17 protein-coding genes and 7 pseudogenes are annotated in these 25,624 nt (G+C 68.9%); 11 read left to right on the forward strand and 13 right to left on the reverse strand.

Features of this window, described 5'->3' with window-relative positions:
• Nucleotides 1–27 precede the first annotated feature (27 nt).
• Nucleotides 28–876 carry a SigB/SigF/SigG family RNA polymerase sigma factor gene (locus OG758_RS01745; RefSeq protein WP_442810242.1) on the reverse strand — a complete coding sequence of 283 codons (849 nt, stop codon included), beginning with the start codon at nucleotides 874–876 and terminating at the stop codon, nucleotides 28–30.
• A 998-nt stretch (nucleotides 877–1,874) separates the two neighbouring features.
• Between OG758_RS01745 and OG758_RS01750 the strand changes: the two are divergent.
• From OG758_RS01750 to OG758_RS01760, 3 genes and pseudogenes are all read left to right on the forward strand, one after another.
• Nucleotides 1,875–1,991: pseudogene (locus tag OG758_RS01750) on the forward strand (transposase); the annotation flags it as partial.
• Nucleotides 1,992–2,092: 101 nt separating this feature from the next.
• Complete coding sequence (locus tag OG758_RS01755) at nucleotides 2,093–2,473, forward strand: SsgA family sporulation/cell division regulator (RefSeq protein ID WP_326708268.1); 381 nt, start codon at nucleotides 2,093–2,095, stop codon at nucleotides 2,471–2,473.
• A 477-nt stretch (nucleotides 2,474–2,950) separates the two neighbouring features.
• On the forward strand, nucleotides 2,951–3,772 hold the full coding sequence (locus tag OG758_RS01760; RefSeq protein WP_326708269.1) for a YhjD/YihY/BrkB family envelope integrity protein: 822 nt from the start codon (nucleotides 2,951–2,953) through the stop codon (nucleotides 3,770–3,772).
• 370 nt (nucleotides 3,773–4,142) lie between these two features.
• Here the strand turns inward: OG758_RS01760 and OG758_RS01765 are convergent, their stop codons facing one another.
• Together OG758_RS01765 and OG758_RS01770 are read right to left on the reverse strand one after the other, a co-directional pair.
• Nucleotides 4,143–4,355: a hypothetical protein gene (locus tag OG758_RS01765; RefSeq protein ID WP_326708270.1), complete on the reverse strand. Its 213-nt coding sequence runs from the start codon at nucleotides 4,353–4,355 to the stop codon at nucleotides 4,143–4,145.
• A 117-nt stretch (nucleotides 4,356–4,472) separates the two neighbouring features.
• Nucleotides 4,473–4,806: pseudogene (locus OG758_RS01770) on the reverse strand (NAD(P)H-dependent oxidoreductase); the annotation flags it as partial.
• A gap of 553 nt (nucleotides 4,807–5,359) precedes the next feature.
• Here OG758_RS01770 and OG758_RS01775 point away from each other — a divergent pair.
• The 5 genes and pseudogenes from OG758_RS01775 to OG758_RS01795 form a co-directional block, all read left to right on the forward strand.
• Nucleotides 5,360–6,581: pseudogene (locus OG758_RS01775) on the forward strand (serine/threonine-protein kinase); the annotation flags it as partial.
• A gap of 63 nt (nucleotides 6,582–6,644) precedes the next feature.
• Complete coding sequence (locus OG758_RS01780; RefSeq protein WP_326708271.1) at nucleotides 6,645–7,220, forward strand: IS607 family transposase; 576 nt, start codon at nucleotides 6,645–6,647, stop codon at nucleotides 7,218–7,220.
• A complete protein-coding gene (gene tnpB / locus OG758_RS01785; RefSeq protein WP_326708272.1) occupies nucleotides 7,217–8,713 on the forward strand; it encodes an IS607 family element RNA-guided endonuclease TnpB in 1,497 nt (498 codons plus the stop codon). The genes OG758_RS01780 and tnpB overlap by 4 nt, the downstream gene beginning before the upstream one ends.
• A gap of 117 nt (nucleotides 8,714–8,830) precedes the next feature.
• Nucleotides 8,831–9,211 carry a hypothetical protein gene (locus tag OG758_RS01790; protein WP_326708273.1) on the forward strand — a complete coding sequence of 127 codons (381 nt, stop codon included), beginning with the start codon at nucleotides 8,831–8,833 and terminating at the stop codon, nucleotides 9,209–9,211.
• An 825-nt stretch (nucleotides 9,212–10,036) separates the two neighbouring features.
• Complete coding sequence (locus OG758_RS01795) at nucleotides 10,037–12,274, forward strand: SpoIIE family protein phosphatase (protein WP_326708274.1); 2,238 nt, start codon at nucleotides 10,037–10,039, stop codon at nucleotides 12,272–12,274.
• Nucleotides 12,275–12,389: 115 nt separating this feature from the next.
• Here the strand turns inward: OG758_RS01795 and OG758_RS01800 are convergent, their stop codons facing one another.
• The 4 genes from OG758_RS01800 to OG758_RS01815 all read right to left on the reverse strand — a co-directional run bounded on the left by OG758_RS01800 (nucleotide 12,390) and on the right by OG758_RS01815 (nucleotide 18,932).
• Nucleotides 12,390–13,265: a glycoside hydrolase family 16 protein gene (locus OG758_RS01800; protein WP_326708275.1), complete on the reverse strand. Its 876-nt coding sequence runs from the start codon at nucleotides 13,263–13,265 to the stop codon at nucleotides 12,390–12,392.
• An 80-nt stretch (nucleotides 13,266–13,345) separates the two neighbouring features.
• Nucleotides 13,346–15,580, reverse strand: coding sequence for a right-handed parallel beta-helix repeat-containing protein (locus OG758_RS01805; protein WP_326708276.1), 2,235 nt, complete (start codon nucleotides 15,578–15,580; stop codon nucleotides 13,346–13,348).
• A 44-nt stretch (nucleotides 15,581–15,624) separates the two neighbouring features.
• The gene (locus OG758_RS01810) at nucleotides 15,625–18,480 is read right to left on the reverse strand and encodes a family 20 glycosylhydrolase (protein WP_326708277.1); all 2,856 of its coding nucleotides are present in this window, start codon (nucleotides 18,478–18,480) and stop codon (nucleotides 15,625–15,627) included.
• 308 nt (nucleotides 18,481–18,788) lie between these two features.
• Nucleotides 18,789–18,932, reverse strand: coding sequence for a hypothetical protein (locus OG758_RS01815; RefSeq protein ID WP_326708278.1), 144 nt, complete (start codon nucleotides 18,930–18,932; stop codon nucleotides 18,789–18,791).
• A 50-nt stretch (nucleotides 18,933–18,982) separates the two neighbouring features.
• Here OG758_RS01815 and OG758_RS01820 point away from each other — a divergent pair.
• Nucleotides 18,983–19,556 (forward strand): annotated as a pseudogene (locus OG758_RS01820) (TIGR03557 family F420-dependent LLM class oxidoreductase); the annotation flags it as partial.
• A gap of 186 nt (nucleotides 19,557–19,742) precedes the next feature.
• Nucleotides 19,743–19,964 (forward strand): hypothetical protein, encoded by a 222-nt coding sequence (locus OG758_RS01825; protein ID WP_326708279.1) that lies wholly within the window; start codon nucleotides 19,743–19,745, stop codon nucleotides 19,962–19,964.
• A 447-nt stretch (nucleotides 19,965–20,411) separates the two neighbouring features.
• On the opposite strand, the gene OG758_RS01830 is transcribed toward OG758_RS01825, so the two are convergent.
• Complete coding sequence (locus OG758_RS01830) at nucleotides 20,412–20,708, reverse strand: ANTAR domain-containing protein (RefSeq protein WP_326708280.1); 297 nt, start codon at nucleotides 20,706–20,708, stop codon at nucleotides 20,412–20,414.
• Between the two features lie 809 nt (nucleotides 20,709–21,517).
• On the opposite strand from OG758_RS01830, the gene OG758_RS01835 reads away from it, so the two are divergent.
• Nucleotides 21,518–22,528, forward strand: a complete 1,011-nt coding sequence (locus tag OG758_RS01835; protein WP_326708281.1) for a Ppx/GppA phosphatase family protein — start codon at nucleotides 21,518–21,520, stop codon at nucleotides 22,526–22,528.
• A gap of 91 nt (nucleotides 22,529–22,619) precedes the next feature.
• Here OG758_RS01835 and OG758_RS01840 read toward each other — a convergent pair.
• From OG758_RS01840 to OG758_RS01860, 5 genes and pseudogenes are all read right to left on the reverse strand, one after another.
• Nucleotides 22,620–23,233, reverse strand: a pseudogene (locus tag OG758_RS01840) (transposase).
• A 38-nt stretch (nucleotides 23,234–23,271) separates the two neighbouring features.
• A pseudogene (locus tag OG758_RS01845) lies at nucleotides 23,272–23,668 on the reverse strand (thiamine pyrophosphate-requiring protein); the annotation flags it as partial.
• Nucleotides 23,669–24,235: 567 nt separating this feature from the next.
• Entirely contained in the window at nucleotides 24,236–24,421 is a 186-nt protein-coding gene (locus OG758_RS01850; protein WP_326708282.1) for a CsbD family protein, read from the reverse strand.
• A gap of 330 nt (nucleotides 24,422–24,751) precedes the next feature.
• Nucleotides 24,752–25,039: pseudogene (locus OG758_RS01855) on the reverse strand (transposase domain-containing protein); the annotation flags it as partial.
• Nucleotides 25,040–25,286: 247 nt separating this feature from the next.
• Entirely contained in the window at nucleotides 25,287–25,619 is a 333-nt protein-coding gene (locus OG758_RS01860; protein WP_266569625.1) for a hypothetical protein, read from the reverse strand.
• Nucleotides 25,620–25,624 lie beyond the last annotated feature (5 nt).

The following is a 25,624-nucleotide window of genomic DNA, read 5'->3' on the forward strand; positions in this document are numbered from 1 at the left end:
AAGCAGGTCCGACGGCGCATGCGTGCCTTACGCGGCAGGGTCCAGGGCCTGGTCACGGACCGCGGCACAGGTGCGGGTGATAAGGCGGGAGACATGCATCTGTGACATGCCGAGTTGGTCGGCGATGCGTTGCTGGGTCATGTCTTCGAAGAAGCGGAGGTAGAGGACCGTGCGTTCGCGTTCGGGCAGCGCTTTGAGTGACTCCTTCGCCGCTTCGCGGTCTTCGGCCAGAGCAAAGCCCCCCTCGGTGTGACCGAGGGTGTCGGCGAGGCTGTACCCGTTCTCGCCCGTGGTGGTCTGGGCGTCGAGGGACAGGGCGCTGTAGCTGTCGAGGGCCTCCATCCCGTCGCGCACCTCCTCAGCGCTCAGGCCGGTTTCGGCGGCCAGCTCCTCGATGCTGGGCTCGCCGCTGGTGCCCGGCCGCTCCTGGAGGCGGCGGCGCGCGGCACGGACCTGGCTGCGAAGGTCCTGCACCCGGCGCGGGACCCGCACATCCCAGGTGTAGTCCCTGAAGTGGCGGCGCAGTTCACCCCTGATCGTGGGAACCGCATACGGCTCGAAAGCGCCCTGCTCAGGGTCGTATCGATTCACGGCTTTGAGCAGACCGATCGCGGCGACCTGCTGCAGGTCCTCCGTGTTCTCGCCCTTGTTGCGAAAGCGCCTGGCGATGCGGTGTGCCATCGGTAGCCACGCGTCGATCAGTTCCTCACACAGCACATCGTGTTCGGGGCCCGCATCACTGGCGGCCAGACGGTGAAACGCCTGCACGGTGTCGGGGGAATCATCATGCGGATGATCTGAGGCGGTCATCTTGCACACTCCTCGAGCTCGTGACGGCAAGGTCACTGCGAGAATGGGACGGCCCGAGCCGGGCATGCCGCCTCCCCGCAGACGCGCCTGTGGTCCCAAGCACTTATGAGCGGCTGCCCCTCGCGGTCACTGACAAACAACCGGGCGCGACCATCGCGCACCCCTTCAAGATCCACCCGAGGGGGAGTATCGGAGTTTTGCCGTCCGACGTTCGGTTCCGGACCATCCTCGATGACGAGGTACGTCCCGTCCCGATTGCTGATCGGGGGCTTCGACACCACCGCACCAGCAAAGATCGGACGGCGAGTACGGCCAAGTCCTACGCGGGTGGTGGCGCGCTCTTCACGGACCTTGTCATTCAGTTGGGGAGGAGCGGCCCCCGCCGCCCAGTCCGGGGGGACGGCGGGGAGCGGCGACACGGGTTCGGGGTGTGTACCTGGGCCCGGAGGGCGTCGCTGTGGCCGACGCCCGACCATGGCCTGCGTTGCGAAGGGTTGCCGCCCGCCACCTGTGAGAAGGAACGGGGCGGCGGGATTTGACGGTGCGCGTGCTTGTCTGACCGGCCTCGCACGTGCTCTGTGCCCGAGGTGGGCTTTGCGGGACTGGAGGCAGGTCGATGCGCGCCAGGTGGGGAACGATGAGCGACGCGAAGGACGGGCTCGTCCTTCCGGGGGTCGCCAAGGTACTTCAGGTCGCGCGGTGACGTCTCGGCCAGAACTTCCGTGTGTCATCTGACAGTTCCGGGTCGACGACTGGTGCGTCGTCGCATACAGCTCCGGACGCAGGGACAACGCGATGACTGGGCCTCGACGAGTCCGGCCTCCCCGGCGGCCCCCGCAGGGTGCGCGGCGGCGATGTCGGTACGCAGCCAGGCCGCGGCCAGGAGAGCGTACTCCGTGGTGAACAGCATGTACTCGACATGGCGCAGCCGCAATGGGGGACGCCCGCGCCGGGACGGGTCTTCTCAGCGACCCGTACGCTCATCGCCGGCATGACGATGGGACCTCGCTGGTGGCCGGCCTTGGTGTACAGGCCGGTGAACAACTCGTCCGCGTCGACCAGTGCGACGAGCGCCGTGTGGTCCAAGGCGGCAGTCCGACCTGAGGGAGATCCCGAACGCCATCCCGTACGTCAACCGCACGGGTATCCCGTGGGAGTACCTGCTCCACGACTTCCCTCCATCCCAGGCGCGTGAGCATGGCCTGGAGGGGCACACGGGGCGCAGGACTGGTTCTCACAAGTGCGGCTCAGAGGAGGCGGGGCACGGGTGGACGGGGTGTGCGTGCGGGTACCGATGTATCTACTCGACGGTGTGGCGTCGTGGCGCGAGTTGGATGTCGAATGCTGCTACCGGCCCGAGGACCCGTACGCGGTCCGGCTGGATTTCGGAGCGGGAGAGCAGGGAACGGTGTGGCTCCTGTCCCGCGAGACGCTGGCGGCCGGGCTGCGCGGGCCCGCCGGAGACGGCGATGTCCACATCGCACCGGGTGAAGGCGGCGATGTGTTCATCGCGCTCGGCGGCGGGGCGGGGGTGGCTCTCCTGACCACGCCCGCCGGCGCCCTGGCCCGATTCCTGGCCGCGACCGACGAGTTGGTGCCCGCGGGCACGGAGGCGTCCCGCATCAACTGGGACAGGTGCATCCAAGAGTTCCTGTCGATCTGAGCGGGGACGCGGTCGCAGCCTGCTTCGCCGACGGCTGCCCAATGCCCCGCCAGCGGCTCGTCCGAGGTGAGCATCCGCGAAGGCACGGGAAGCACCGCCACCGTAGCTAATGAGGTACGTCGTCTCAGACAAGCCGGTGCCACATATTCTCCGATCCGCTGTTCGATGACCGCGAAGCCACTCCGTGCTCGCTCGGACGCACGCGTCCGTCACATCGGACCCACGCGCCCGTCGCATCGGACGCCCGCACCCCCCGGGCTGGTCCGGCACCGGCCGGGAAAGGCGGGAGGCCCGCCACCTGGAGCAGCGCCAAGTCCTTCTCGCCGTCGGCGCGATTCCTGTCGCAGGCGGAACAGTCGCCGAGGCACACTGGGCCAAGCGGGAGCTGAGGGCGTCCGCGCGCGATGGGGCAGCTGGAAACCCGCAACCGGCAGGTGACTTCTCCGGCCGCCGTACTGGCGAAGGAAGTGTGCTTCCGTGGCCGGAGAACGGATCGGTACTCACGTGAAGAGGCTGGGCCGGCAGGTGGTGGAGGCCGCCGGGAGCGTGTGGCGTGCCGGTCGAGAGGTCGAACTGCTGCACCGCGCGATGGCGTTCGCCACCCTGTTCTTCGTCACGCTGGTGCCTCTTCTGGTCGTGATCGCGGCGGCATTGCCATCCCGTGGCAGTGGCATCGCGGATTGGATTGCCGAAGGTCTGGGCGTGTCCGGCAGCTCGGCCCACGCCGTGGACGAGGTGTTCGCCTCCCGCCACGCCGTCCTCAGCACCACCACCGCGCTGGGCCTGGTCGGCCTCGCCCTGTTCGGGATTTCGCTGATGGCCGCAGTCCAAACCGCCTACGAGCGGATCTGGCACCTGCCGTCAGGCGCCTGGCACACGCTGTGGCGCCAAGTTCTTGGCCTGGCCGGACTGATCGCCCTGATCCTCCTCAGTACATGGCGCGGCATGCCCTGGCCCAGCGCCGCTGCATCGACAGCTCCCCGCATCGCGGTGGGCGCCTGCGGCGGCGTGCTCTACTTCTGGTGGCTGCAACACCTCCTCCTCGGATCGCGCGTCACCTGGCTGCGCCTGCTGCCTGGCGCGTTGGCGACCGTGGCCGCCTTCGCCGGCCTCCGACTCTTCTCCGAACTGGTTTTCGCGCCGCTCATCGTGTCCAACGCAGTCTCCTACGGCGCAGTCGGCACCATCCTGGTAGTGCAGTCCTGGCTCGTCGGCGTCGGCTACACCGTGTACGGCGGCGCGCTCGTCGGTCGTCTCGGCCAAGCACGTCATCACCCTGTCCCCCGCCACGGCCCGTGAGCTCCGGCGCCAGAGCCGTAACCCCGGGTGGTCGCCCACGAGCGGTCGGCGCCACCCCCCGTCGTTGTCGTGAGCGCGACCCATTGCGGGGCGGTGACCACACGGCTGTGCCGGGGCCACCGTGGCGCTTTCCGACCCTGTGCGACGCAGGACGCCGGGACGCTGGTTGGGCGCCCGGCACGATGCGCGGACCTTGAACCTGACGAGAGGAGGCCTCCATGAGCAACCCAAGGAGAGCGACACCTCCCGGAGCGACGGGGAGGAGCTGGAGCGGTCTGCCGAGGCGCGGAACATCGTGGCGCCCTCAGCGGGCGATGTCCGTGCCGAGGACGAGGACGATGACGAGCCTGAGCCGTCGGCGGCGGCGCCGTCAGTCGGCGTCCTTGCCCATCGCTCCCAGGACCGCGCTACGGGCCTCGTAGAAGTCGACGTCCGAGACGTCCGGGTCTTCCTCCACCTCGCTCAGCCAGTCCTCCATCTCCTGGGGCTGCCACAAATCGAAGCCCTGAGGAATGGAGAGCGTCGTGGTGCTCGCACGCAGCTGCTCCACCGCAGCGGCTTCCTGGACACTGCGAGTGCTCACCTCAGTCACCGCGCCACGTGTCCTTCCGGTTCATAGGGGAACGGACGGGCGACCTTGCCAGACACACGCCGGATGTGTCCAAAACAGCCCAGCCCCCCACTTCTTTCTACGAGCCTTCTACGAAGCCAGGACGCTCACCCACCCGGTCAGCTCGGCCGAGAAGACGCCTGCCGCCTGCCCGAAGGCCTCGGCGGACACCGACGCGATGACCGTGCGGTGGCCGACTCCGGCGATGTCCTTGTCGAGAGTGAACCAGCCGGGAACGATGTGGGCCGCGCCCATGGAGGTCAGAGGGACGCGGCGCGTAGTCGGTGGCCAAGTCGTGGACGGTGCTGACGCCGGTGGCCGGCGGGAGCACGGCCTTCCCGGCCAGGACGTACTGCCGAAGCAGATCGAGCAGTGCCTCCAGCAGTTCGCTGTATGCGGCTCTGTAGACGGGTGTGCGGATCACCGGTGCTCTTGCACGAGGCACGCATACCGGCCGTCGCCCGCTCGCGTCCGAGCCTTCAGCGAGGCCGCCGTCAGGCCGGTCGGCGGTTGATCGTGTCCTGCGGGAGCCGAAGTCACCGGCCCCGAGGCGACGATCAACTCGCCCCCCGCACGCCGCCGTTGTGGACGGTGATGCGGCTGGCTACCGAGTGGGGCAGGCTAGGACGACGCGTGTCTGCGCTGCGTCGTCGCAGGGATCAGGACCACGGTCGGCGCTGGTGGGTGGGGCAGGAGAGAACGTCAGGCCTGATGGCGGGTGCTCCACACGCTCACCCTCCCTCGGGGTACTCCGTAACCGAGTACCCCGAGAAGGTGGACGACACTGCCGACGTCGACGTGGACGAACTGGCCGCAGCCCTGGCCATGCGAGCCGAAAGCCACTTCGACATGTAGATCCCCCAGGAGCCGGGACTGCTTAGGTTACTGCCGTCGGTCAGCAGCAACTCGCTTGTTGACCAGGGGGCAAGGGGATCCGAGGTCTGGTGATCCCGGGGATCAGGGGGCGACGAGTGGCGATGTGCGACGCGGATGAGGTATTCGAGCCGCTGCAGGCGGACGATCCGTCCGTGGTGGCCGGTTACCGGCTGGCCGCGCGGCTCGGCGCAGGCGGCATGGGACGGGTCTATCTGTCACACACGCAGGGCGGCCGGCCCGTGGCGATCAAGGTCGTCCGGCCCGAACTGGCCGACGACCCCGCCTTCCGGCGGCGTTTCCGCCGGGAGATGGAGGCCGCCCGGCGGGTCAGGGGCGCGTACACCGCGGAGCTGATCGACGGCGACGCGGACGGCGCGCCGCCCTGGCTGGCCACGCTGTACGTAAACGGCCCTTCGCTGGCGGAAGCTGTCGGCCGGTGCGGGGCGCTGCCGGTGCCCGCGGTGCTGTGGCTGATGGCTGGAGTCGCCGAGGCTCTCCAGGCCATCCACGGCGCGGGGATCGTGCACCGTGACCTGAAGCCGTCGAACGTCCTGCTCGCGTCCGACGGACCGCGCGTGATCGACTTCGGCATCTCGTTGGCCGCGGGCGTCAGTTCGTACACCGCCACCGGGTCCACCATCGGCACGCCCCAGTTCATGGCTCCCGAGCAGGCGTCCGCAGGTGAGGTCACGGCGGCGACCGACGTGTTCGCGCTCGGCCAGACCGCGGCGCTCGGTGAGCCGCTGTACGGGGACGGTCCCGCGGTCAGCGTGCTGTACCGGATCGTGCACTCCGAGCCCGACCTGTCGCTGCTGCCCCCTCGGCTCCGTCCGCTGATCGCCCGCTGCCTGGCCACCGATCCAGCGGAACGAGCCACCCTCACGGAGGTCGTGGAGTGGTGCCGGCAGCAAACTGGGCGAGGACGCCGACGCGGGCGCGGGACCGACCGTCTGGCGAGAGGTCATGGGGCCGGAGGTGACGGTGCCGCCGCCGGTGCCCGATCTCACACCGGTACACACGCTCCCGCTGGCCGCCGCGCAGCCGTGGCAGGCGCACGACCCATGGGCGCCGCCGACGGACTCAGGCACAGCCCTGTCACGAAGACGCAGGTCCAGATTGGTCGTGGGCGTGGCCGTGACGGCGGCCATGCTGGTCCTCTCGGTTCTGGCGTGGACGATCATGGACACGACGGGCGTGTTCCGCGACCGGGAAGATACGGGATCGGATCGTACGGGCACGTCGGCGGGGGCCGATCCGGGAACCTCGACAGGCGCGCCGGCCTCGTCATCGGCCTCATCTAAGGCAGCGGGGAAGACTTCGGGGGCTCACAGTTGCTGCTGGTTAGATCGGTAGATCTCAGTGTTTATCAGCTGTTATCTTGATTGCGTGAAGCTTTCTGAGTGGGCGGCGCGCAATGGTGTGCACTACCAGACTGCGTGGACGTGGGCGAAAGAGGGCCGTATGCCGGTCCCGGTGCGCCAGACGCCGTCCGGCACGTGGCTGGTCGACGAGCCCGCTTCAACGGTGTCTGGCCGCGTCGTGGCGTACTGCCGCGTGTCGTCGGCGGACCAGAAGTTGGACCTTGACCGGCAGGTGGCCCGTGTGGTCCAGGGGGCCACTGGTCTTGGCCTGCCGGTTGCGGAGGTCGTGACCGAGGTGGGTTCGGGGCTCAGCGGTCGTCGGCGCAAGCTGCACCGGGTCCTGTCCGATCCGGGCGCGGCCGTGATCGTGGTCGAGCACCGTGACCGGCTGGCCCGGTTCGGCGTCGAGCACCTCGAAGCCGCGCTGTCGGCGTCCGGGCGGCGGCTGGTCGTCCTTGACCCCACCGAGAGCGCCGATGACCTGGTGCGGGACGTCACCGAGGTGTTGACGTTGATGTGTGCGCGCCTGTACGGGCGGCGGGGGGCGAAGAAGCGTGCCGCCCGCACGGTGGCCGTGGCGGTCGGTGAGGCTGCCGAGTGAAGAAGTTCCGGCCGCAGTCCGGGTTCGTCGTGCAGGCATACCGCTTCGCCCTGGACCCGAACGCTGCCCAGAAGCGGGCACTGCACTCGCACTGCGGTGCGGCACGGGCCGCCTACAACTGGGCGGTTGCCTGGATCGAGGCGTCGTGGTGGCAGCGCAAGGCCGAGGAGACGTACGGCGTGTCCGAGGCCGGACTGACGCAGTGGCGGCCGTGGTCGTTGCCGTCGCTGCGCAAGGCATTCAACGCCGCCAAGCACACCGACCCCAGATTCGCTATCTGGTGGGCAGAGAACTCCAAGGAGGCGTACAACACCGGCCTGGCGAACGCCGCCGCTGCGTTCGACAACTACGCCAGGTCCAGGCAGGGCCGGCGCCGTGGCCGCGCGATAGGACTCCCGCGTTTCAAGTCGAAGCGCAAGGCACGCCTGTCCTGCCGGTTCACCACCGGCACCATCCGTGTCGACGCCGACGGCCGGCACGTCACGCTGCCCCGGCTCGGCACACTGCGCACCCACGAGCCCACGGTGAAACTCCTCGCGCGCGTTCAGGCCGGGACGGCCCGGATCCTGTCGGCGACCGTCCGGCACGAGCGGGGGCGCTGGTTCGTGTCGTTGCAGACCGAGGTGAAGCGCGACCTGGTGCGCGTCGCCCGGCCCGGCGTGGCGGTCGGCATCGACCTCGGTGTGAAGACCCTCGCGGTGATGGCCGACAGCGCCGGAGCGATCCACGAAGTGGCCAATCCGAGGCACCTGGACACTGTGCTGAAGCAGTTGCGCCACGCCTCTCGCACGGTCTCCCGACGCCAGGGACCCGACCGACGCACCGGACAGAAGCCCTCGAAGCGGTGGGAGAAAGCCAACGCCCAGCGGAACAAGGTCCACCACCGGGTGGCGAACCTCCGCGCCGACGCCCTGCACAAACTCACCACGAGCATTGCGGCCGAGTACGGCACCATCGTGGTCGAGGACCTCAACGTCGCCGGGATGCTCCACAACCGGCGCCTGGCCCGCCGGATCGCCGACGCCGGATTCGGCCAGATCCGACACCAGCTCGACTACAAGACCCGCCAGCGCCACGCCACCCGCCTCGTGGTCGCCAACCGCTGGTACCCCTCCTCCAAGACCTGTTCCGGGTGCGGCGCAGCGAAAGCCAAGCTGCCGCTGCACCTGCGGACCTACGAATGCGACGCCTGCGGCCTGGTCATCGACCGGGACGAGAACGCCGCACTCAACCTCGCAGCCCTCGCGGCAGCCGCAGTAACTGGTACCGGAGTGGCCGGAGACCAGGACACCGCCCCGGCGGCGTCGAAGCCTCGTGGAGCCGACCGTAAGACCCGCGCAACCGCCCGCAGCCGCAAGGCCACGGGCGGGCGGGCAGGTGGCGCAACCCTGCCGCACCAGCGGCAGACGGAAACGAGAGACCGTACTCAAGCCGAAGCACCCACGCTCTGGCGACGTGACGGACCTTCCGGGCCGAAATACCCGGAATGCTGACAGCCACCGAGGCTCTCAGCAACGGCAGACGGAAACGGAGCCCGCCGCCGGCCGACCGACGAGGAATCGACCCAGACGGGGGGCACGGCGGGCGGCACCCCCACCACGGCCGGGCCGGTGCGGGGCGAACCCCACTCCGGGCAGTGGCTGGACGCGAAGAACTCACTGAGCTTCAACGATCCGTACCAGCGTAAGGACCGTAAGGGCGACATCCGTTTCACCTGCGCCAAGGACGCCTCATGCTCGCTGGAGAGCGACACCAGCGTGTTCGTCATGATCTTCGGTGAACCGGGCACGGACCTCGACGAGTGCCGCCGGCTCACCCACGGTCAAAGAACCCATCGCCTCCCGCTCACCGCGGCGGCGTCGGGCACCGAGATTTGCGTCCGGCGCCGCAACGGAGACATCGCGCTGCTCGTGATCCAGACGAAGTCGACCGCGATGCCGGACATCGCGTTTGTGTCCGCGGACATGACGGTGTGGCGGCAGGCAGGCTAGGCATGGGGCGGGTGCCTTGATCCCGGAGACATGGTCGCACCCCAACGGCCACCTGCGCTGGGCAGCCCTGCGGCGAGGTCAGCCTCGACTTGGATGCCCGCCTCACTGCGGTGACGGTGCATGGCCCTCGTACGGCAGGCGATGAGGAGCCAACCGACGAACGGAAGCGTGAACCTGTCCACTCTCTCGGGTTCCGGTGCCTCGTGCAGTGCCCTGCCGTTCGAGGGGCAGCCACCACTCCCCCGGTGGGCCCACTCGGCCGGCCCACACGGACCGTCTGCCACCAGGCGCGCGGCTCGGTGTGGGCCAAGCATGGAGGCAGCAGCCTCCGCCGGCCGGCGGTGGGGGTCCAGGGGTATGAGGTGTGAGCGGTGACATCGACATCTCGCGGCGTGGCAATTCTCGACGTCGGTGACTGCGTTGCGGACTGGTCGGCCTACGAGCAGCCGAAGGCTCCTGATGGGGCGCCCAATGTCGTGTACATCTCGGGTTCGATGCGATGAACTGCTACGGCGGACGGGTCGAGACGCCGAATATTGCCTACCCCGGCGCTGCCCCTGGGCCGTCACCGGCGGCATGCTGCACCGCGTGGGGGTCGACGGCAGCGGCGGACCGTATATCAGCCTCGAAGCCGAGGCCGAGGCCATACTGGCCCGCGAACAGAGGTACGGCGCGGGACGGCAGGCGGCACAGCCCGGCACATCCCCTGCGGGGCCGCACCGCATCCGGGCTGCCGGACTCGAGGCTGGGGTGCCGCGCCGCGCCGGCGCACGGAGGGGACCGGCCCGCGGACCGTGCTGCCGACACGAGCAGGTGAGGATGCCGATGCGCGCGCACGATGAGCCTCTCCTCACTGTGGATGCTCACGGTCAGGTCGTGGGGTGGAGTGTCGCAGCGGAACGCCTCTTCGGCCGTACGGCGGCCCACGTCCTGGGCAGCAGTGTGTTCGAGGTCGTCGGCTCCCTTGCCCGCGGACGGGCGTGGCGCATCGTACCGCTGGTGGAGGAGCCTCGCGAACGGACCTGGGGGGTGTGGCAGGACAAGGACGAGGGCAGCGCAGGAGGCGGGAACGAGGACCTTTTGGGTCTGGGTGAGGCGATCCTGGACGCCGTGTTCACCCAGGCAGATGTCGGTCTGCACTTCCTGGACCCGCAGCTGCGTGTCCTGCGGGTCAACCCATCGGCCATCGGCATGCGCGGCATCTCCCTGGAGAATGTCATCGGTCTGCCGGCCGTGGAGGCATACGCGTCCATAGGTCTGCGGATCGACGAAGGCATGCTCCGTGAGGTCCTCGACTCGGGCCGGCCGGCCCGTGATGTCCTGTTGCGGGGCCGGCCGGCCGCCGACCCGGAACGTGAGCACGTCTTCTCGGTCTCGGTCTATCGCGTGCGCAACGGGGCGGGCCGCGCCCTCGGACTGGTGGCGACGACGGTGGACGTGACCGCGCGAGAGCGCGCTCAGGCCCGCCTGCGCCTCTTGCACAGGGCCCGCGAATTGATCGGGCGCACCCTCGACGTGGAGCGCACGGCCCGCGAGCTGGTGGACGTCACGGTGCCGGGCTTCGCCGACAGTGCCGTGGTGGCACTCACCGACGCCGTCCTGCAGGGCAAGGCGCCTGAACTTGCGGCTGTCGACGGCGAGATGCTGCTGCGCTGTGCTGCGGCGGGCAGTACCCGGGCCGACTGCCCGCCACCACCGACGGGTTCGACTCTGCTGCCGGCACTGTTCGGCCCGAAGCTGCCGTCGTCGGTCGCCATCTTGCCGGCGGAGGGCGCTCACTCGGGCCGCACCCCCTACGGGCCGCGGCTTGTGGCGCCGCTGTCGGCACGGGGCCAGGTCTTCGGGGCGGTCGCCTTCGAGCGCCTGCGCGGCGGTGAGCCGTTCACTCCCGGGGACGTGGACCTGGCGAAGAGCATCACCACGCGCACCGCGAGCAGTCTGGAGAACGCGCTGCGCTTCACCCGCGAGCACATCGTCATGACCGCGCTGCAAAGCTGGCCCATCGGTCAGGAACGGCAGACCCAGCGGGCCGCCGAGATCGCCCAGCGCCACCGCCCGGGCGGCAGCGGTGCCGGATCGTGGTTCGACGCTCTGCCTCTGCCCGGCGCCCGCGTCGCGCTGGTGGTGGGGCAGGTCGAGCGTCCGGGCCTGAGCGCGGTCGCCACCATGAGCCGCCTGCGGACCGCGGTCCAGGCCCTGACCACCCTGGACCTCGACCCGCACGAACTCCTGGCCCGGCTGCATTCCACCGTCCTGCGCCTCGACCGCGAGCAGAAGAGTGTGCAGGGAAGCATCGACGAACCCACCGTGCACTGCACCATCGCCGTCCACGACCCTGTCAGCGGGCGGCTCGATGCTGCGCGGGCCGGTCGCTCACTGTTCGCGATCGTCCGCCCGGACGGCACTATGGACGCCGACCCCCTGTCTATGGGGCCGCTCCTGGGAGGGGACGGCCCTCCGTTCGCCTCCACCAGCCTCGTCCTGCCTGAGGGAAGCACGGTCTGCCTCGCCTCTCCCGCGGCCACCCGCGAGCAAGGCCCCACGCGCCGCGGCCTGGCCGCCGCCCTCGCGCATCCGCATCACGGACCGCAGCAGATGGCAGACGACGTCCAGCACCTCCTGGCCCCGGACCGTGTCCTGCTCGTCGCACGCACCCGGCGCCTGCCCCCGGACGAGGTTGCCCAGTGGGATGTGCCGCCCGAACTCCGGTCGGCCGGTCCGGCCCGGGAGCAGACACAGACACGCCTTCAGGAATGGGGCCTCGACATCGCCCCGTTCACCGCCGCACTGGTCGTCAGCGAACTGGTCACCAACGCCATCCGCTACGGCGCTCCCCCGATCACCCTCCGCTTGATCAGAGGGGAGACTACTCTGACGTGCGAAATCGACGACGCCGCGCTCGCCGCCCCCTACCCGCGCCACGCCAAGGCGACAGACGAAGGCGGACGCGGACTGTACATCTGCGCGACACTCGCCAAAAGCTGGGGAGTTCGTTACCGGGAGGACGGCAAGACCGTCTGGGCCGAACTCGACTCGCGAACCACCGGACCGGATGCCGGATGAGCCACGCGCAGCCAGTCAGCCCCCACACCAAGAAGCCACGGCTGAACGCACCACGCCGAATCGTCCTCCTTCGTGACCGACTCCTCTTGGTTCACTTTCGTCATCGGCTGGGTGACTACTGCCAGACGCGGATGTAGTCCACATACATGGTGGAGGTGTAGTCCAGGGGCGCGTCCGCAATGTTGCCCTGGGCGTACGGGATGACTTCGTGGGACGCGATGGGGAACTCCCGGACCTGGCTGATCAGGTTGGGGTCGGTGATGGTGCGGACCACCGTTCCGTCGTATCTGAACGTCATCCGAGTCGATGTCCAGTTCAGGGTGACGGTGTGGTACCAGGTGGTGTCGTGCAGGCCGGGGGCGCTGACGTTGGTGCTGGACTGCTGGTGGTCGGCGCCGTATCCGTCCCAGTGGACGGTGACGCCGTACTGGCTGGAGGTGCTGAAGGTCTCCATGATGTCGATCTCGGCGCCGTCCCGCGCTGTGCCGTCCACCACGCCGCCGGGGGTCACCCCGTTGCTCGCCTGCAGCCACGCGGCGGCCAAGTGCCCCTGAGTCGGGGGGATATGGATGCTGTACTCGATGGTGCCGAACGTGAAGTCGAACTGGCCCTGGCTGTCGATGCGGCCGCCGCCATAGGTACCGTCGCCGACGTTGCTGATGTCGATGGCGAGCGCACTGTTCGTCACCCGGACGTTGGAGGCCTTGTACCAGTAGTCGCCGCGGTCGACGTCGAGGATGTTCCACTTGGTGGTGTCCACGCTGGTGCCGGTGAACTCGTCGCTGAAGACGAGTGTGGACGCGGCCCGCGTTGCCAAGGACCCGACATGTGGTTGCGCGTCGAGCGGGGTCGCCGGGTCGACGAGTGCTGGACGGGCGCTTGCGACGGCAGGTCCGGCGGCGTAGGCAAGGGTCCCCGGCAGTGCGGCGACGGCCCCTGCCGCGCCCACGGTACGGAAGAGGCTGCGGCGTGACATCCCGTTGTCGTGCATGCTGTCCTCCTGATTTCGGCTCTGGCCCCTGTGCACACACGGTGTGCGATCCCTGCGTGAAGTCGACGAAGGCGAGGCAGTCACGACAGCACCGCCGTGGCACTACCGGCGTGCGTGGTCACCGTCACCCGCACCGGGTCGGTTCCTGACGGCGGTTCCGCGTTGAGCACGCCGTTGGAAAGGACGGTGATCCTGGTGGCGGGCACGCCGTCGAAGTCGACCCGGGTATGGGGGCCGAAACCGTGGCCCGCCACCAGGACACCGCCGCCGTCCGTCGCCTTGTGGGCGTAGCCGACGCCTGGATCCGTCGAGGTCGTCAGGCGCTGCCAGCGGCCGGTCAGCCCCGCCTGTGCGACGGTGTCGGCGGGCAGGTCGGCGGCGCCCGGCGTGCTGGGGATGGCCCGGTTGCCTTCGATGCGGGTATCCACCGGTACGGGTGGTGAGCAGTGGAACTCGCCGGTCAGGCCGGACTGGACGTTGCCGACGTAGTCGAGATGACCGGTGGTCTGGCAGCCGCCCTGTGCCTGCTTGGCGCCCCACTCCAGGTTTCCGGTCCAGTTGAGCCACTGCGCCCCGGCGTCGTCGTACCAGGTGAAGTTGACGTTGCTCTGGTCGTAGGCGACATTGCCCGCCACGGTCAGGCCGTGCGCGACGCTCGCTGCCCGGTCCACCGAACCGTCGGAGGCCTTGATGGTCTGGCCCTGATGCCCCTCGACGTACACCGCGCCGCCGTCCTTGAGGACCTGCATGTAGCGGTGGATCAGATTGTGGCTGATGGTGTTGTCGCTGTTGATGTTGGTGGTGTTCTCGGGGTGTGCGGCGTTGTCGACGTGGCCCTGGATGACTCCTGCGGAGATGCCGGTGTAGGGCAGGTCGCGCAGTTCGTTGTGGGTGACCAGGGTGTGCTGGGTGAAGAAGAGGGTGATGCCGGCCGCACTCGGGTAGTCGGCGCCGGCGTGGTGGATGAGGTTGTTCGCCAGGGTGTTGCCCGTGTTGATCTCACGGTCGTCGGCGCCGACGTCGGAGGGGTTCGGGTCGGTGGTGCTGCCTAGGATGATGCCGTTCCCGGAGATGTCGGCGAAGGTGTTGCCTTCGACCGTGTTGTCGCGGCTGCCGTGTTCGATGACGAGTCCGGCCGCGCCGAGGTGGGTGAAGGTGTTGCCGCGCAGGACGATGTCGTGCGCGGCGGTGAACTGCACATTGCCGGGTTGCCGGGTGAGCGCGCCGAACGGGCAGGTGCCCGCCGGCGTGCCGAAGGTGCAGGTGGCCTGCGGCCGGTTGGGGTCGTCCCCGGTCAGTCGCAAGTTGTCCTGTACGTCGGCGAATCCGGCGGGGCTGCTCGGCTCCAGCCAGGTGGCGTACGCGAAGTCGAGGCCGGAGAAGGTGAGGTTGCGCACCGGTGCGTCGAGCGTGCCGGCTCCCTTCACCAGGGTGCTGAGACGGGGCACTTCCACGTCGAGGGAGTGGATGTCGGCACCGGCGGCGGGGATGTAGTCGAGGGCGCCGCGCTCCTGGTCCACGTACCACTGCCCGGGATGCAGGAACGGATAGCCGTTCTCGATGCGGGTCGGCGCCGTGCCCGCCTTCATCGACGGCAATGAGCCCGATGCCTGGGTGAACGTCGGCCGTTTCGTGACGTTGCCCCAGCAGGGTTGCTGCATCAGCAGGGTTGGGCTCTGCGCCGACTCGATGCGGCAGCGCGACTGGGTCCAGGGGCCGTTGCCGCCGGTGTAGACGAACTCGACCTTGCGCAGTGCGTCCGCGCCGACGGTGGCGAGAAGGTCCTGTCCCCAGGTGGCGGGTGTGGTGGTGTAGCCGCCGCTCGCCGCTGCGAACGACAGGTTCAGTTCGGCCGGCGTCGTCTGGGAGGTGGGCGCGCGCTTGCCGTCGACGTAGACTTGGCGGGTGTCGAGGCCCTTGGGGAGCGGCGCTTCCCAGATGTTCTTGTCCTTGTCGCGCAGCGTCCAGTGCGTGACCTTGAGGGCGCCGCTGAGTACCGGGTGAGCACCGTGGGCCGCCGTCCATGTGACGCGGTGGGCGCCGCGACCGGAGTCCTCGGGCCCGAATTCCAGGGGCTGGTCGAGGCGGTACGTCCCGTCGGCCAGTTCCACCACGACGTCGCGTGCCCGACCCGATGGGAGCAGATGCCGCACCCGGTCCTTCGCGCCTTCCACCGAACAGGGGCGCCCGGTGGAGCATGCACTGCCCCTGCCGTCGGGGGCCGCGTGCAGCACGACCGCGGGCGGTTCACCGGCTGTGGCGGCGCCCGCGGGAAGCAGGACGCCCGCGAGGACCGTGGCAATGGCCAGGGGCACAACGGCCTTTGCATGTCTCAGACTTGGCATGACGCGGTGACGCATCAGGAGGTCCCCTGTCGGTCGTCGGTGGCGAGGGCGAACACGTGGATCAGCGGAGCCTTGGCGCCGAGAGGTCCCGACGCGGTGGGCAGTGTGACGGAGACAAGTCGCTTGGCCGGGTCGGCGTCGACGTGGACGGCGTACAGCCGTGCGGTACGGGTGGCCTGGGCGCGGCCGCTGCCGTTGACCTTTCCCGCGTCGGCGGCGATCACGGTGGTGGACGGAATCGTCGTGGCGCCCCAGTCGGGCACGGTCACCTCGCTGGTGGTGCTGGTGCCGTCGGCGTAGGCGAGCGTGACCTTGCCGGTGATTCCCGCTGATGTCCCGTACGTTCCGGTGACCAGGAGTCCCACGCGGGCCGCGTGGCCGGTGAGGGGGATGCGCTGGCCTTCGGCCACGGCGTTGTCCCGATCGGTGGCGGCCGACGACGGCAGAGCGAAGGTGAATCCGTCCGCCGACACCGTGCGGCCCCGCTCGACGCCCGCTGCCGCGAGGCCCTCGGCGGACAGACTCGACTGCGCGCCGTCGATGTCGCCGGGCTGCGGGTTGCCGTCCTGCGTGATGCCGATGTTGTCGTAGGCCTCGGTCAGATCGCGCAGCGGCACGACTGACAGCGCCGAGCCCCGCGCTCTTCGGCTGCCCTCGCCCACGGTGACATCGGCCGTCGCCGTGAGCCGGTAGGGGCCCGCGTGCGCGGCCTCGTCGGGCGTGACGGTGAACCGCACGGTGCGGGCCTGATGCGGCGGTACGGTGACGTGCTGCGCCGCAATCGTGTGCGCCAGGGCGGTGTTGTCGCGGGTGTGCTGCGCGGTCAGGCGGACCTCGGCGCGGGGCAGGGCCCGGCCTGTCGTGTTCGTCACCTCGGCCTCGACGACGGTGCGGTTGCCCTGCGACAGGTCGTGCGGAGCTCTCACCGTGACGTGTACGTCCTGCGGGGCGGCGAGCACCTCCAGTTCGGCCAGAACCGGCTTGGCCTTGGCGGCTCCGACGAGGCGCACCCACCGGTAGGCGTGCGCGGTGTCCAGGGGCAGCGTCTGCCAGTCACGTGTCGGCGTCCACTCCACGCTCGTCAGCGTCGTACAGCCGCTGTCCGGTCCGGCGGAGCAGCCCTCGATCCTGGCTCCGACCAGCGAGGAGAGGTCGGCGGTCGAGGTGCTGCGGGGCAGCAGCCGCACCGCGGCCGGGCGCACCGCGCCGTGTTCCCCGAGATCGAGGCCGACGGCCGCCCCCGCGGTATCCGCGGCGAATGCGGTCGCCGGGTCGCCGTCGGCGGCATTCGCCACACCTTCGGGCCCGTACGCAGTGGCGCTCACCGGCCGCGCGTCGGGGTCCGCGTGCTCGGCGACGCCGGGAGCGGTCCCGACGGTGTCCGCCATGGCCTCGTAGTCGAGATAACTCTCCCTGCGCGGACTGCCCCACGCGGTGGAGGCGAGGATCTGCAGCGGACGCCGCAGATAGGACAGCGAGTACGCCTCCGGCGCCGTGTACTGACGGTCGCCCCACTGCGCCATCTCAAGGCCCTGCACCCGGTCCGAGGTGCTCACGGCATACGTTCGGTAGAGCGCGTCGTCGTCCGGGATGTACTGGCCGTTGGCCGTGCCCGGCATGGCCTTGGGGACGACGTACAGGCGCGAGAACTCGTTGCTCACCACGACGTCGTAGCCCTGGTCGATGAACGTCTGCTCGTCGCCCAGCCACGCCTGGATGCGAATGTCCTTGTCCACGGTGACCGAGCCCGCTCCCCCGGCCTGCGGCCACCACCCCCAGATCTGCATCTTCTTGCCGTGCCGTGCGAGCAGCGCGTTCAGGTGGTTCTCGTACGCGAGGAAGACGTCCTGGGTCTTGGAATAGCCCTGCGCCTTTGCGTACGCGGCGAGTTCGGGGCACTTGTCCTGTGTGGCGGCGCGTGGTGTCTCGTCGCCTCCGAGGTGGATGACCGGTGAGTCGAAGAGGTCCACGATCTTCTCGGCGAGCCCGTCGAGCCAGGCCACGTTCTGCTGTTTGGTGATGTCGACGGTGAACCCGGGGTCGACCCGGGCGGTGTCGATGATCGCGTTCATGGACGCGCAGTCCCAGCGCAGGCTCGGCCGGTACTTCGACATCGCGGTGGCATGCCCGGGGATGTCGAACTCCGGGAGCACGGTGACGTGATAGCGGGACGCGTAGTCCTGCACGGCGCGGAGATCGGCGGGGGTGTACGACTGCGCAGCCGCGAGCCCCTCGTAGCCGGGCAGGTCGAGCCGGAAGAACTCCGAGTCGGTCAGGTGCCAGTGCAGGGTGTTGAACTTCGTCCACGCCAGCTGCCGGATCGTCTGCTTGATGGACTCCACCGACCAGTACGTGCGAGCGGTGTCGATCATGAGGCCTCGGGTCCGCTGCGCGGGGGTGTCTCGGGTGGAGCCGACCGGGAGCGAGGCGTGGTCATCGGAGGTCTTCAGCATCTGCTCGACCGACTGCTCCGCATAGAAAGCACCGGCTGGGCCGTCACCGGAGAGGCGGACCGAGCCCCGGGTCACGTCGATTCCGAACCCCTCGCCGACGTCGTCCCGCGCGGTGACCTCGACATCGCCCTTACGTACCGTGCCACCGGCGACGACCGGCAGTCGCCGGGCGCCCAGCGCGGCCAGGTCGTCGGCGAACGAACGAGCGTCGGTGACCAGCCGGGAGCCGGGTGCACCATCAACGACGATCCGGGACCGCCCCGTGAGCGTGAACTGGCCGCTTCCGCCCGACCAGTTCTGCAGAGGCGGTACCACGGCGGGGGCGGCAGCGACCTCCGCAGGAGCTGCCGCGGCGGCACCTCCGGGGGCGGACAGCGCCCCGATGACCGCGAGTGCGGCCGCAGCCGCATTTATCAACCGACTTGTCCTACGCGGCACTTGGCCACCTCCGAGGCTCGTGGTGTAGACCACGTGAACTGGAGGGGAGGTTACTGAGTCAGGCCGGGCAGCGCCAGAGCGAAGGCAGAGAAACCTCCTCAAGACCTCCGATCAATCGGACAGATCAGGCAGCGAAGGGCTTGACCGGGGCTCCCCTCATCGAGAACCTGTTCGACCGCCAGGGCAGTTGGACCAACTCGAACACAACCCAGGACGTCCCGGTCGACGGCACCAAAGCCACCGTCCACACCGTCACCGCCGCCAACGACATCTCACCCCGACCATGCTCACCAGTCGTGAACGGACCCGTCCCGAAGTCGGTTGACCGACAGGCACTTACGTTCGTACGGGAACTTCGCGGCCACCTGCTCCTCGCAGTCGACACCGATGCCGGACTTGTCGCCGGGAACCTCGACCGAGGGCGCTTCCATGGATCCGTTCTGGCAACTCGTAACTTCTGGTGCATTTCAGCCATAGGGTGATGACCGAGCAGGCCTGACCTCGCACCCTCGTCGACGACCTCGCGGGAGCGGAGCGTGCCGGATTCGACTTCTCCGTGACTTCCGATCACTACTTCCCCTAGCCGGCATCCCAGGGACACGCCCCCTACGCCTGGAGCGTGCTCGGCGCGGCGGCGCAGGCCACGGAGTGGATCGGGCTCATCACGTACGTGACCTGCCCGACGGTTCGGTAGCACCCGGCTGTGGTGACGCAGAAGGCCGCGACGATGCAACTGCTGTCCGAGGGACGTTTCCGCCTAGGCCTCGGCTCCGGCAAGTACCTCAACGAGCATGTGGTGCAAGCGGTTGGCCGTCCCCCGAGTGCGTCTGACGATGGTGAAAGTGGCCGTGGGCATCATCCGCGCGCTCTTCACCGGTGAGAACGTAAACCATCGAGGCGAGCACTTCGACGTGGCCAACGCACGAGTGCGGGACCTTCCCGGCACCCTCCCGCCGATCGGCGTCGCGGTCTCCGGGGGCCGGCCCTGCGCAGTGGCCGGCCGCCTCGCCGACCTCGTCATCGCGACCGAGCCGAAGCCTGAACTCATCCAGTCGAGGAACGCGCTCGCGCCGACAAGTCCCATGACCCGAGCAGGAGTTCGACGCACGACATGTAGTCGCCCAAGGCCGCCGCATGGCCGCCGCATTCGTTATCAAGAGACCCATCGTGTATGACGGCGAACGCCGCGGGTACCCGAAGGCAACGTCCACCACCACCATCCGACACTGGAGGCGAATCCCATGGGCCTAGGCGGATGCATTCTGCTCATTGGCGCAGGCGCCATTCTCACGTTCGGCACCGACTGGCAGATGCGGAGCGTCAACCTCGATGTGGTCGGCGCGATCATGATGATCGTCGGCGTCATCGGCGTGCTGGCCTTCCTCAGCATCGCCAAACGCAGGCGGGTCGTCGTGCCCTCGCCCACTCCGCTCATCGACGAAGAGCGAGATCGCCGTCTCTGATACGTGGCGACAGGTGACCGGAGGACACCAACAGGCCACTGGCGACTGTCCGCACCTCCGGCACTTCGGGTCCCCACGGGCCGCCGCATCAACGTCCACGCCCTAATCACGGGCCTGGTCGGCGCGGTCCTTGACGAGGAGAACGATGACTCGACCGAGGCCCGCCGCTGCACGGGACTCGACCTGCTCGCCAAGGCCGCCTCCACCCGATCGAGTCAGAAGCTGACGAGACCGCCCCAGACAAAACGGGATCATCGAGTGGCCGTCAATACACCACTCCAGCGGACGTGACCTTGATCTTCCACTGGCTCGGGAACCCGTGTGCCATGCCCTCCGACAACGGTCTCTCAAGCGCTACCGCACTCGGAGCCGTTCTTCTCGTGCCGGCGTCGGATTACCGAGGGCCTCCGAGTTCCCGATCCCGATCCGCGGCGCCGGCTTGCGCCGTCAGAGTCCGGGCGCCGGCCGGCGCTGGGCCAGCTGGCGATCCAGTTCGGTGCGGATGTCCGCACACAATGCGCCCGTGCGCCCCCACTCGACCAGCAGCTCGGCAACGTGGCGGAGCTTGATGTCTGTGCGCATGGACGTCTCCCGCAGGACGTCCCAGGCTTCCGCCGACGTCATCCGCCCCACGGCGATGAGCACACCGGCCGCTTGGTCGACCACCGCGTCGAAAGCCCCCGGTTGCGGCCGACCGGCTCCGCCCTCCCGGTCCGACACGAGTACCTCAAGGCCTTCGGCCACAAGCTCATCGCTTCGCTGCTCATTGGGGTGGGGCCTCAACGGTGCCTCCAGGACAATCGGCGACAAATGTAACCACTACTTTCGCTGTCCCCGAGCGAAGCGACAACCCGCCAAGAGGCGTACCTCTTGCCCTTGGGCGTGGCACAACCACAGCCACCTCAGGAGCCCACTCGTGTCGATCTCGCCCCGACGGCCACCCGTTTCACAGCGGCGCCGCACCCAGCGGCTCGCCTCGGCGTCCGCGTGAGCAGCGTGGACATCTCTGGGCGGTGCGGGCACACGTCTCAACGCTCGCCTGTCACGGCAGCACGATCCCCCTACGTGCCCTCCCCCTCGGCCGATCTGCCGTCTCACGGCTGGCGCGCCCGTGGGACGCGGTGCCACGGACGGGCTCTCCTGGATGTTGTGTGCCGCGCCGTCCCCTCAGCCTTGCGGCCCGGCGGAGTCCTGCTGCTTGCGCACTCGACACTGTCCGGAACGGCAGCGAGACCTCCGGGACGGCAGCGACATTGAAGCAACTCACCGACGCAGGGCTCCGTCCCAAGGGCATCGATCGAGCCCACATCCCCTTCGACCCTGTTCTGCGTTCGCGCAAGGCATGGCCGCGCCGACAAGGGATCGTGGGCGCGGAAGGCCCGGAAGAACTGGTCGTCATTCGTGCCCGAAAGGGCGACTCCTGACCGCCAACAGATTCGAGGCTTGCGGACGCATCGGGTAGTGACTCGCGGTCAGGGGCTCGTCGGGGCCGACGCCGTAACGCGCGCCGAGGCTCCCGTGTCTGCGGTGCCCGAGACGGGTACTCACCCGCCATGCGAATGAGTGTGATCGACGTGGGATCCAAGACCGTCCGGCTCGTTGTGGCCGACGCCCAGGGCGGGGTGCCGCTGCCCGTGCACACAGCCAAGTGGAAGCTGCGCCTGTCGGAGCAGGTGGGCCCCGACGGGATGGTTCCTGAGCCCGCGGTCCAGCAACTCGTCACGGCCGTCTCTGCCGCTACACGGACAGCCCAACGCTGGGGCGCTGCAGCGCCGTTGACCTTCGCAACAACCGTGGTACGCAACGCGCCGAACTGCCTTGATGTCGTCCAGACCCTGTACGCCCGCACGGGTATCCGGATCCGCACGTTGCCCGGTGAGGTGGAAGCCGAGCTGACCTTCCTGGGAGCGCGACGGTGGATGGGGTGGCGAGCCGGTCCACTGGCGATGCTGGACATCGGCGGTGGCTCACTGGAAGTGGCGTTCGGGCGTGGCAGGCTGCCCGATTTCGCGGCTTCGTTGCCTCTCGGCGCCAACCGGCTCACGCGGGAGTTCCTCAGCGAAGAGCAGCCGCCCTGTGGAGAGAGTGTCAAGGCGCTGCGTCGCAGGATTCGCCATCAGCTGCGGGACGTGGCCTCGCGGATCCGCTGGGAGGGGCCCCGCACCACCGTGGCCACGTCCAGGACGTTCGAGCAGTTGGGCCGTTTGTGCGGTGCGCCCCCTGGCCGACAAGGTCCCTTCGTCCCACGCCACTTGACACGAAGGGACCTGCGTCGGGCAGTCGATCGCCTCGCCGTCCTGCCGTCATCCGAGCGTGCACAGCTGGCGGGGATCTCCGCACCGCGTGCGGAGCAGAGCCTGGCCGGAGCCCTCGTGGGTCACACGGCCATGAAGCTCATGGGTATCACCGAGGTCACCATCTGCCCCTGGGCCATTCGTGAGGGAATCCTGCTGCGTCTCATAGAGGAGGGCAGCGCGTGGTGGTCCGACCTGGCCCAGACCTGCGACGCGGGTGACGTCCCCGCCGGCCCCACGCCCTTGCGGGTCGCGGACCCCTCGCGCTGACGCCACCCTTGCCGCCCGCATGCGCCCGGTGCCGCTCGCCCGCTGTCCCGTAAATGATCTAGGACGTGTGCGTTGACTTGTGTGTTCGTCGTCACCCGGCGAGGGCGAGGTTGTGCAGGCGGGCGATGCCGAGCATCGCGTGGTGGACGCCGTCGCTCTTGAGGCGGCAGTCGCGGAGGATCTTCCAGGTCTTCATCCGGGCGAAGGCGTGCTCGACGCGGGCGCGGACCTTGCGGTGGGAGGTGTTGTGTTCCTCTTTCCATGCCTCAAGTTCTCTCTGGCGGGTTCGCGGCGGTGCGGGATGACCAGGTCGGTGCCCCGGTAGCCGCCGTCCGCGATGACCGTGGTCTTGCCGACGGCGTCCTTCGCTCCAGGCAGATCCCACGCCTTGCAGTCGTTGCGGTTGCAGGGCAATGGTCGGCCGACCGCGACGACCAGTCGAGTGTCTGCGTCGATCACGACCTGGTGGTTGGTCGAATACCGGTGGTTCTTCGACTGCTCGGCGATGCTGTGGTCGCGGGTGGGGACCAGGGTGCCGTCCACGATCAGCACGGTGTCCTTGCGGAACCGCTTGCGTTGCTGGAGCGCGAGCGTGGGTCCGAGGTGATCGATGATGCGGTCGGCTGCGGACTTGGACACCCCGAAGAGCGGGCCCAGTTGGCGCAGGATCAGGTTCGTCTGCCAGTTCGCGGCGACCAGCAGCACGCGGTCCTCCAGTGGCAGACTCGACGGTCGGCCCTTGCGACCTTGGCCCGCGCGCCCCGTGCGCCCTGCCCGATGAGGATCGCGACGTCCTCCCCCGCCTTCAGCACCTCCGCCGCGCTCGATCTCGGCCGGGTCGGGGACCGGGGCGTAGGACCCCAATCCGAAGCTGGAGGGCACCATCTTGATCGCGTGGGTCGGAGGCGAGTGGTCGAGCTCCTGGACGTCCGCGGGGATGATCACCGCGGTGACCGTCCGCTTGGCGTACGCCGTCCTCATCGCCCGGTCGATCACATTGGGCAGCTGTTCGGGGACGGTCACCATCTCGCAGCGGTCGGAGGCCACGTCCTTGTACAGACTCAGCAGGTCGACCTCCTGCTGATAGGAACCGCCCATCGCGCTGCGGTTCGTCTGGCCGACGATCGCGACGACGGGAACGAGACGAGGCGTCCGTCAGGGGCGGAAGTGACGGGCCGGTCCGCGGCCTTCTCCGGGTGCTCGACGGGCAGTTGTCTGTCGAGGCCGAGTGCCAGGGTCTCGGCAAAATAGATCGCGCCGGCCGGACGCGTCCTGCTCGATCTGGGTGCGGCAGCTGAATCCGTCCGCCGGCACGAGCAACAACTCCTGCGGAGGCTCCGCCCAGGCGTACGGCAAGACCGTCGACAACGTGGGTCGCCGCAGATCCTGCCGTAGGACGGCACGCGTTGCTGGGTGGAGCCCATTTCGAATGCGGAGTTCGAGGCGATCCTTGGCGCCCCACTGCGACCGATACGCGGTCACACAGTTCGACGCCGACCGTGAACATGTACCGCGCGGGGAGGTCTCATCTTCAACACTTCGTCCTGGTCGTCCTCTCGTCGTCTCCGTACGGGGAGCCAAGATCCAGGCACGAGCTCCCAACACACGCTCCGGCCAACGGACACGGACGGTGACGCGCGGAGTCAGCCGAGTTCTGCACACGGGGATGGCCCCCACCCGTATGGTGGGGGCCCATTCACGAAGCGGTCAGGTGTGGCGGCGCTTCGGGGGCTCAGCAGCGCCGCGGGCACGGTCGTGGACCTCACGCAGGGGCTCTTCGCCCTTCGCCTGGTGGGCCCTGCCCTCGGCCTCCTTGCCACGATTTCCAGTGACCTTGCCGGTCATCTCCTTGGCCTTTCCCTTGACCTTGGTCGTGCCGCCCTTACCGGCCATGACAACTCCTCGTTCTCTGTGGCGTCTTGGGTGACGCCTGTTCCTCCAACGTAGGAGAGACGCAGGAAGATCGCCCGCCGGACAGTCACACCGTGTCACCGGGCCTCATGGCCGGCGTTGCGCGCCCGTAAAGGAGGCCCGCCAGGGTGAGGGCTGGGCGGACTTCTGAGCCTCTCGCGTGCCGCTGACACGCGCGCAACCATGCCGATCAGGATGTGCCCGGCGATGACGGGCAGCCTGCGGCCTTGTGGTCGGACGTCGTGCGCAGCAACTCGACGGCGTCGCCATCGGCGCCGATGGTCCACGGCCTCGGCCCGCGCCGGCTCACCCCTCGCATGGACGGACCGGAGCCAGCGGGCCCAGCCCGGCGACCAGCTTGCCCCACACCCCCAGGTAGCCGACGGCCGGGAAGACGGCCAGAGCCAGCACGAAGTACACCCCCACCCGGGAAGGCAGCAGACGCAACCTGCCCTGCACGGCCCGCGACCTCGCCAGCACGTCGTCGACCAGTTCGAAGGGCAGGTACTGCGTCAACTCCCCGAGATGCCCCGGTGCGAAGACACCCCTCGCAACGGTGATGGTGCGGACGAAACTGGTCATGGCAGACTGCTCGGACAACGGGACCCCTGCTCAGCGTGAAGACCTTGGACGGCTTCACCGCTGTAGCAGAGGTCCCGTTTCCCATACGCATCCCGCCCGCAACGACGGCGCTGATCAAGTTGACGGCCGTGCCCGGTCCTTAACTACGCGGCATTGCCTTCAGGGCCGGGTCAAGTTGACCTTTGCAAGAAGCGTGTCGAACTGATCGTCGTCGCTGTCGCGGCCCTCTAGTGCTGCCCCGCGCAAGTTCGTGGAGGGGTGTTGATCAGGGTGTCGGGTCGCCGAGGTAAAAGCCGCAGGCGCAGTCCAGGGCGTCTTCGGGTGAGCCGAAGGGCAGTCCGGTGGGCAGGAAGTTGTCCTCGTACTTGCCTCGGCTGGCGAGGTAGAGGGCGAAGCCCCAGGTGTGCAGGACGCCGGTGAAGCGCAGGCGGCACAGCGGCAGCGGTTCCTCCTCGCCCGGCAGTTCCCCTGCCACGTAGGCGAATCCGGAGCGGAAGCGCACCTGGACGCGGGCGAGCTGGGGCCAGCGTTCCTTGGCGCGGACGTTCAGACGGTGGCGCAGGTGATCCTGCATGGACTCGGGCGGATTCTTCGGCACGGGTC

Source organism: Streptomyces sp. NBC_01474 (assembly GCF_035918215.1).
In the GTDB taxonomy this organism is placed as follows: domain Bacteria; phylum Actinomycetota; class Actinomycetes; order Streptomycetales; family Streptomycetaceae; genus Streptomyces; species Streptomyces aureus.

Bases quoted from the DNA above. Each gene is read 5' to 3' on its own strand.
- OG758_RS01745 (WP_442810242.1), bottom strand. From the start codon at position 876: ATGCCCGGCTCGGGCCGTCCCATTCTCGCAGTGACCTTGCCGTCACGA.
- OG758_RS01795 (WP_326708274.1), top strand. From the start codon at position 10,037: ATGCGCGCGCACGATGAGCCTCTCCTCACTGTGGATGCTCACGGTCAG.
- OG758_RS01800 (WP_326708275.1), bottom strand. From the start codon at position 13,265: ATGCACGACAACGGGATGTCACGCCGCAGCCTCTTCCGTACCGTGGGC.
- OG758_RS01815 (WP_326708278.1), bottom strand. From the start codon at position 18,932: ATGGAAGCGCCCTCGGTCGAGGTTCCCGGCGACAAGTCCGGCATCGGT.
- OG758_RS01825 (WP_326708279.1), top strand. From the start codon at position 19,743: ATGGGCCTAGGCGGATGCATTCTGCTCATTGGCGCAGGCGCCATTCTC.
- OG758_RS01835 (WP_326708281.1), top strand. From the start codon at position 21,518: ATGCGAATGAGTGTGATCGACGTGGGATCCAAGACCGTCCGGCTCGTT.
- OG758_RS01850 (WP_326708282.1), bottom strand. From the start codon at position 24,421: ATGGCCGGTAAGGGCGGCACGACCAAGGTCAAGGGAAAGGCCAAGGAG.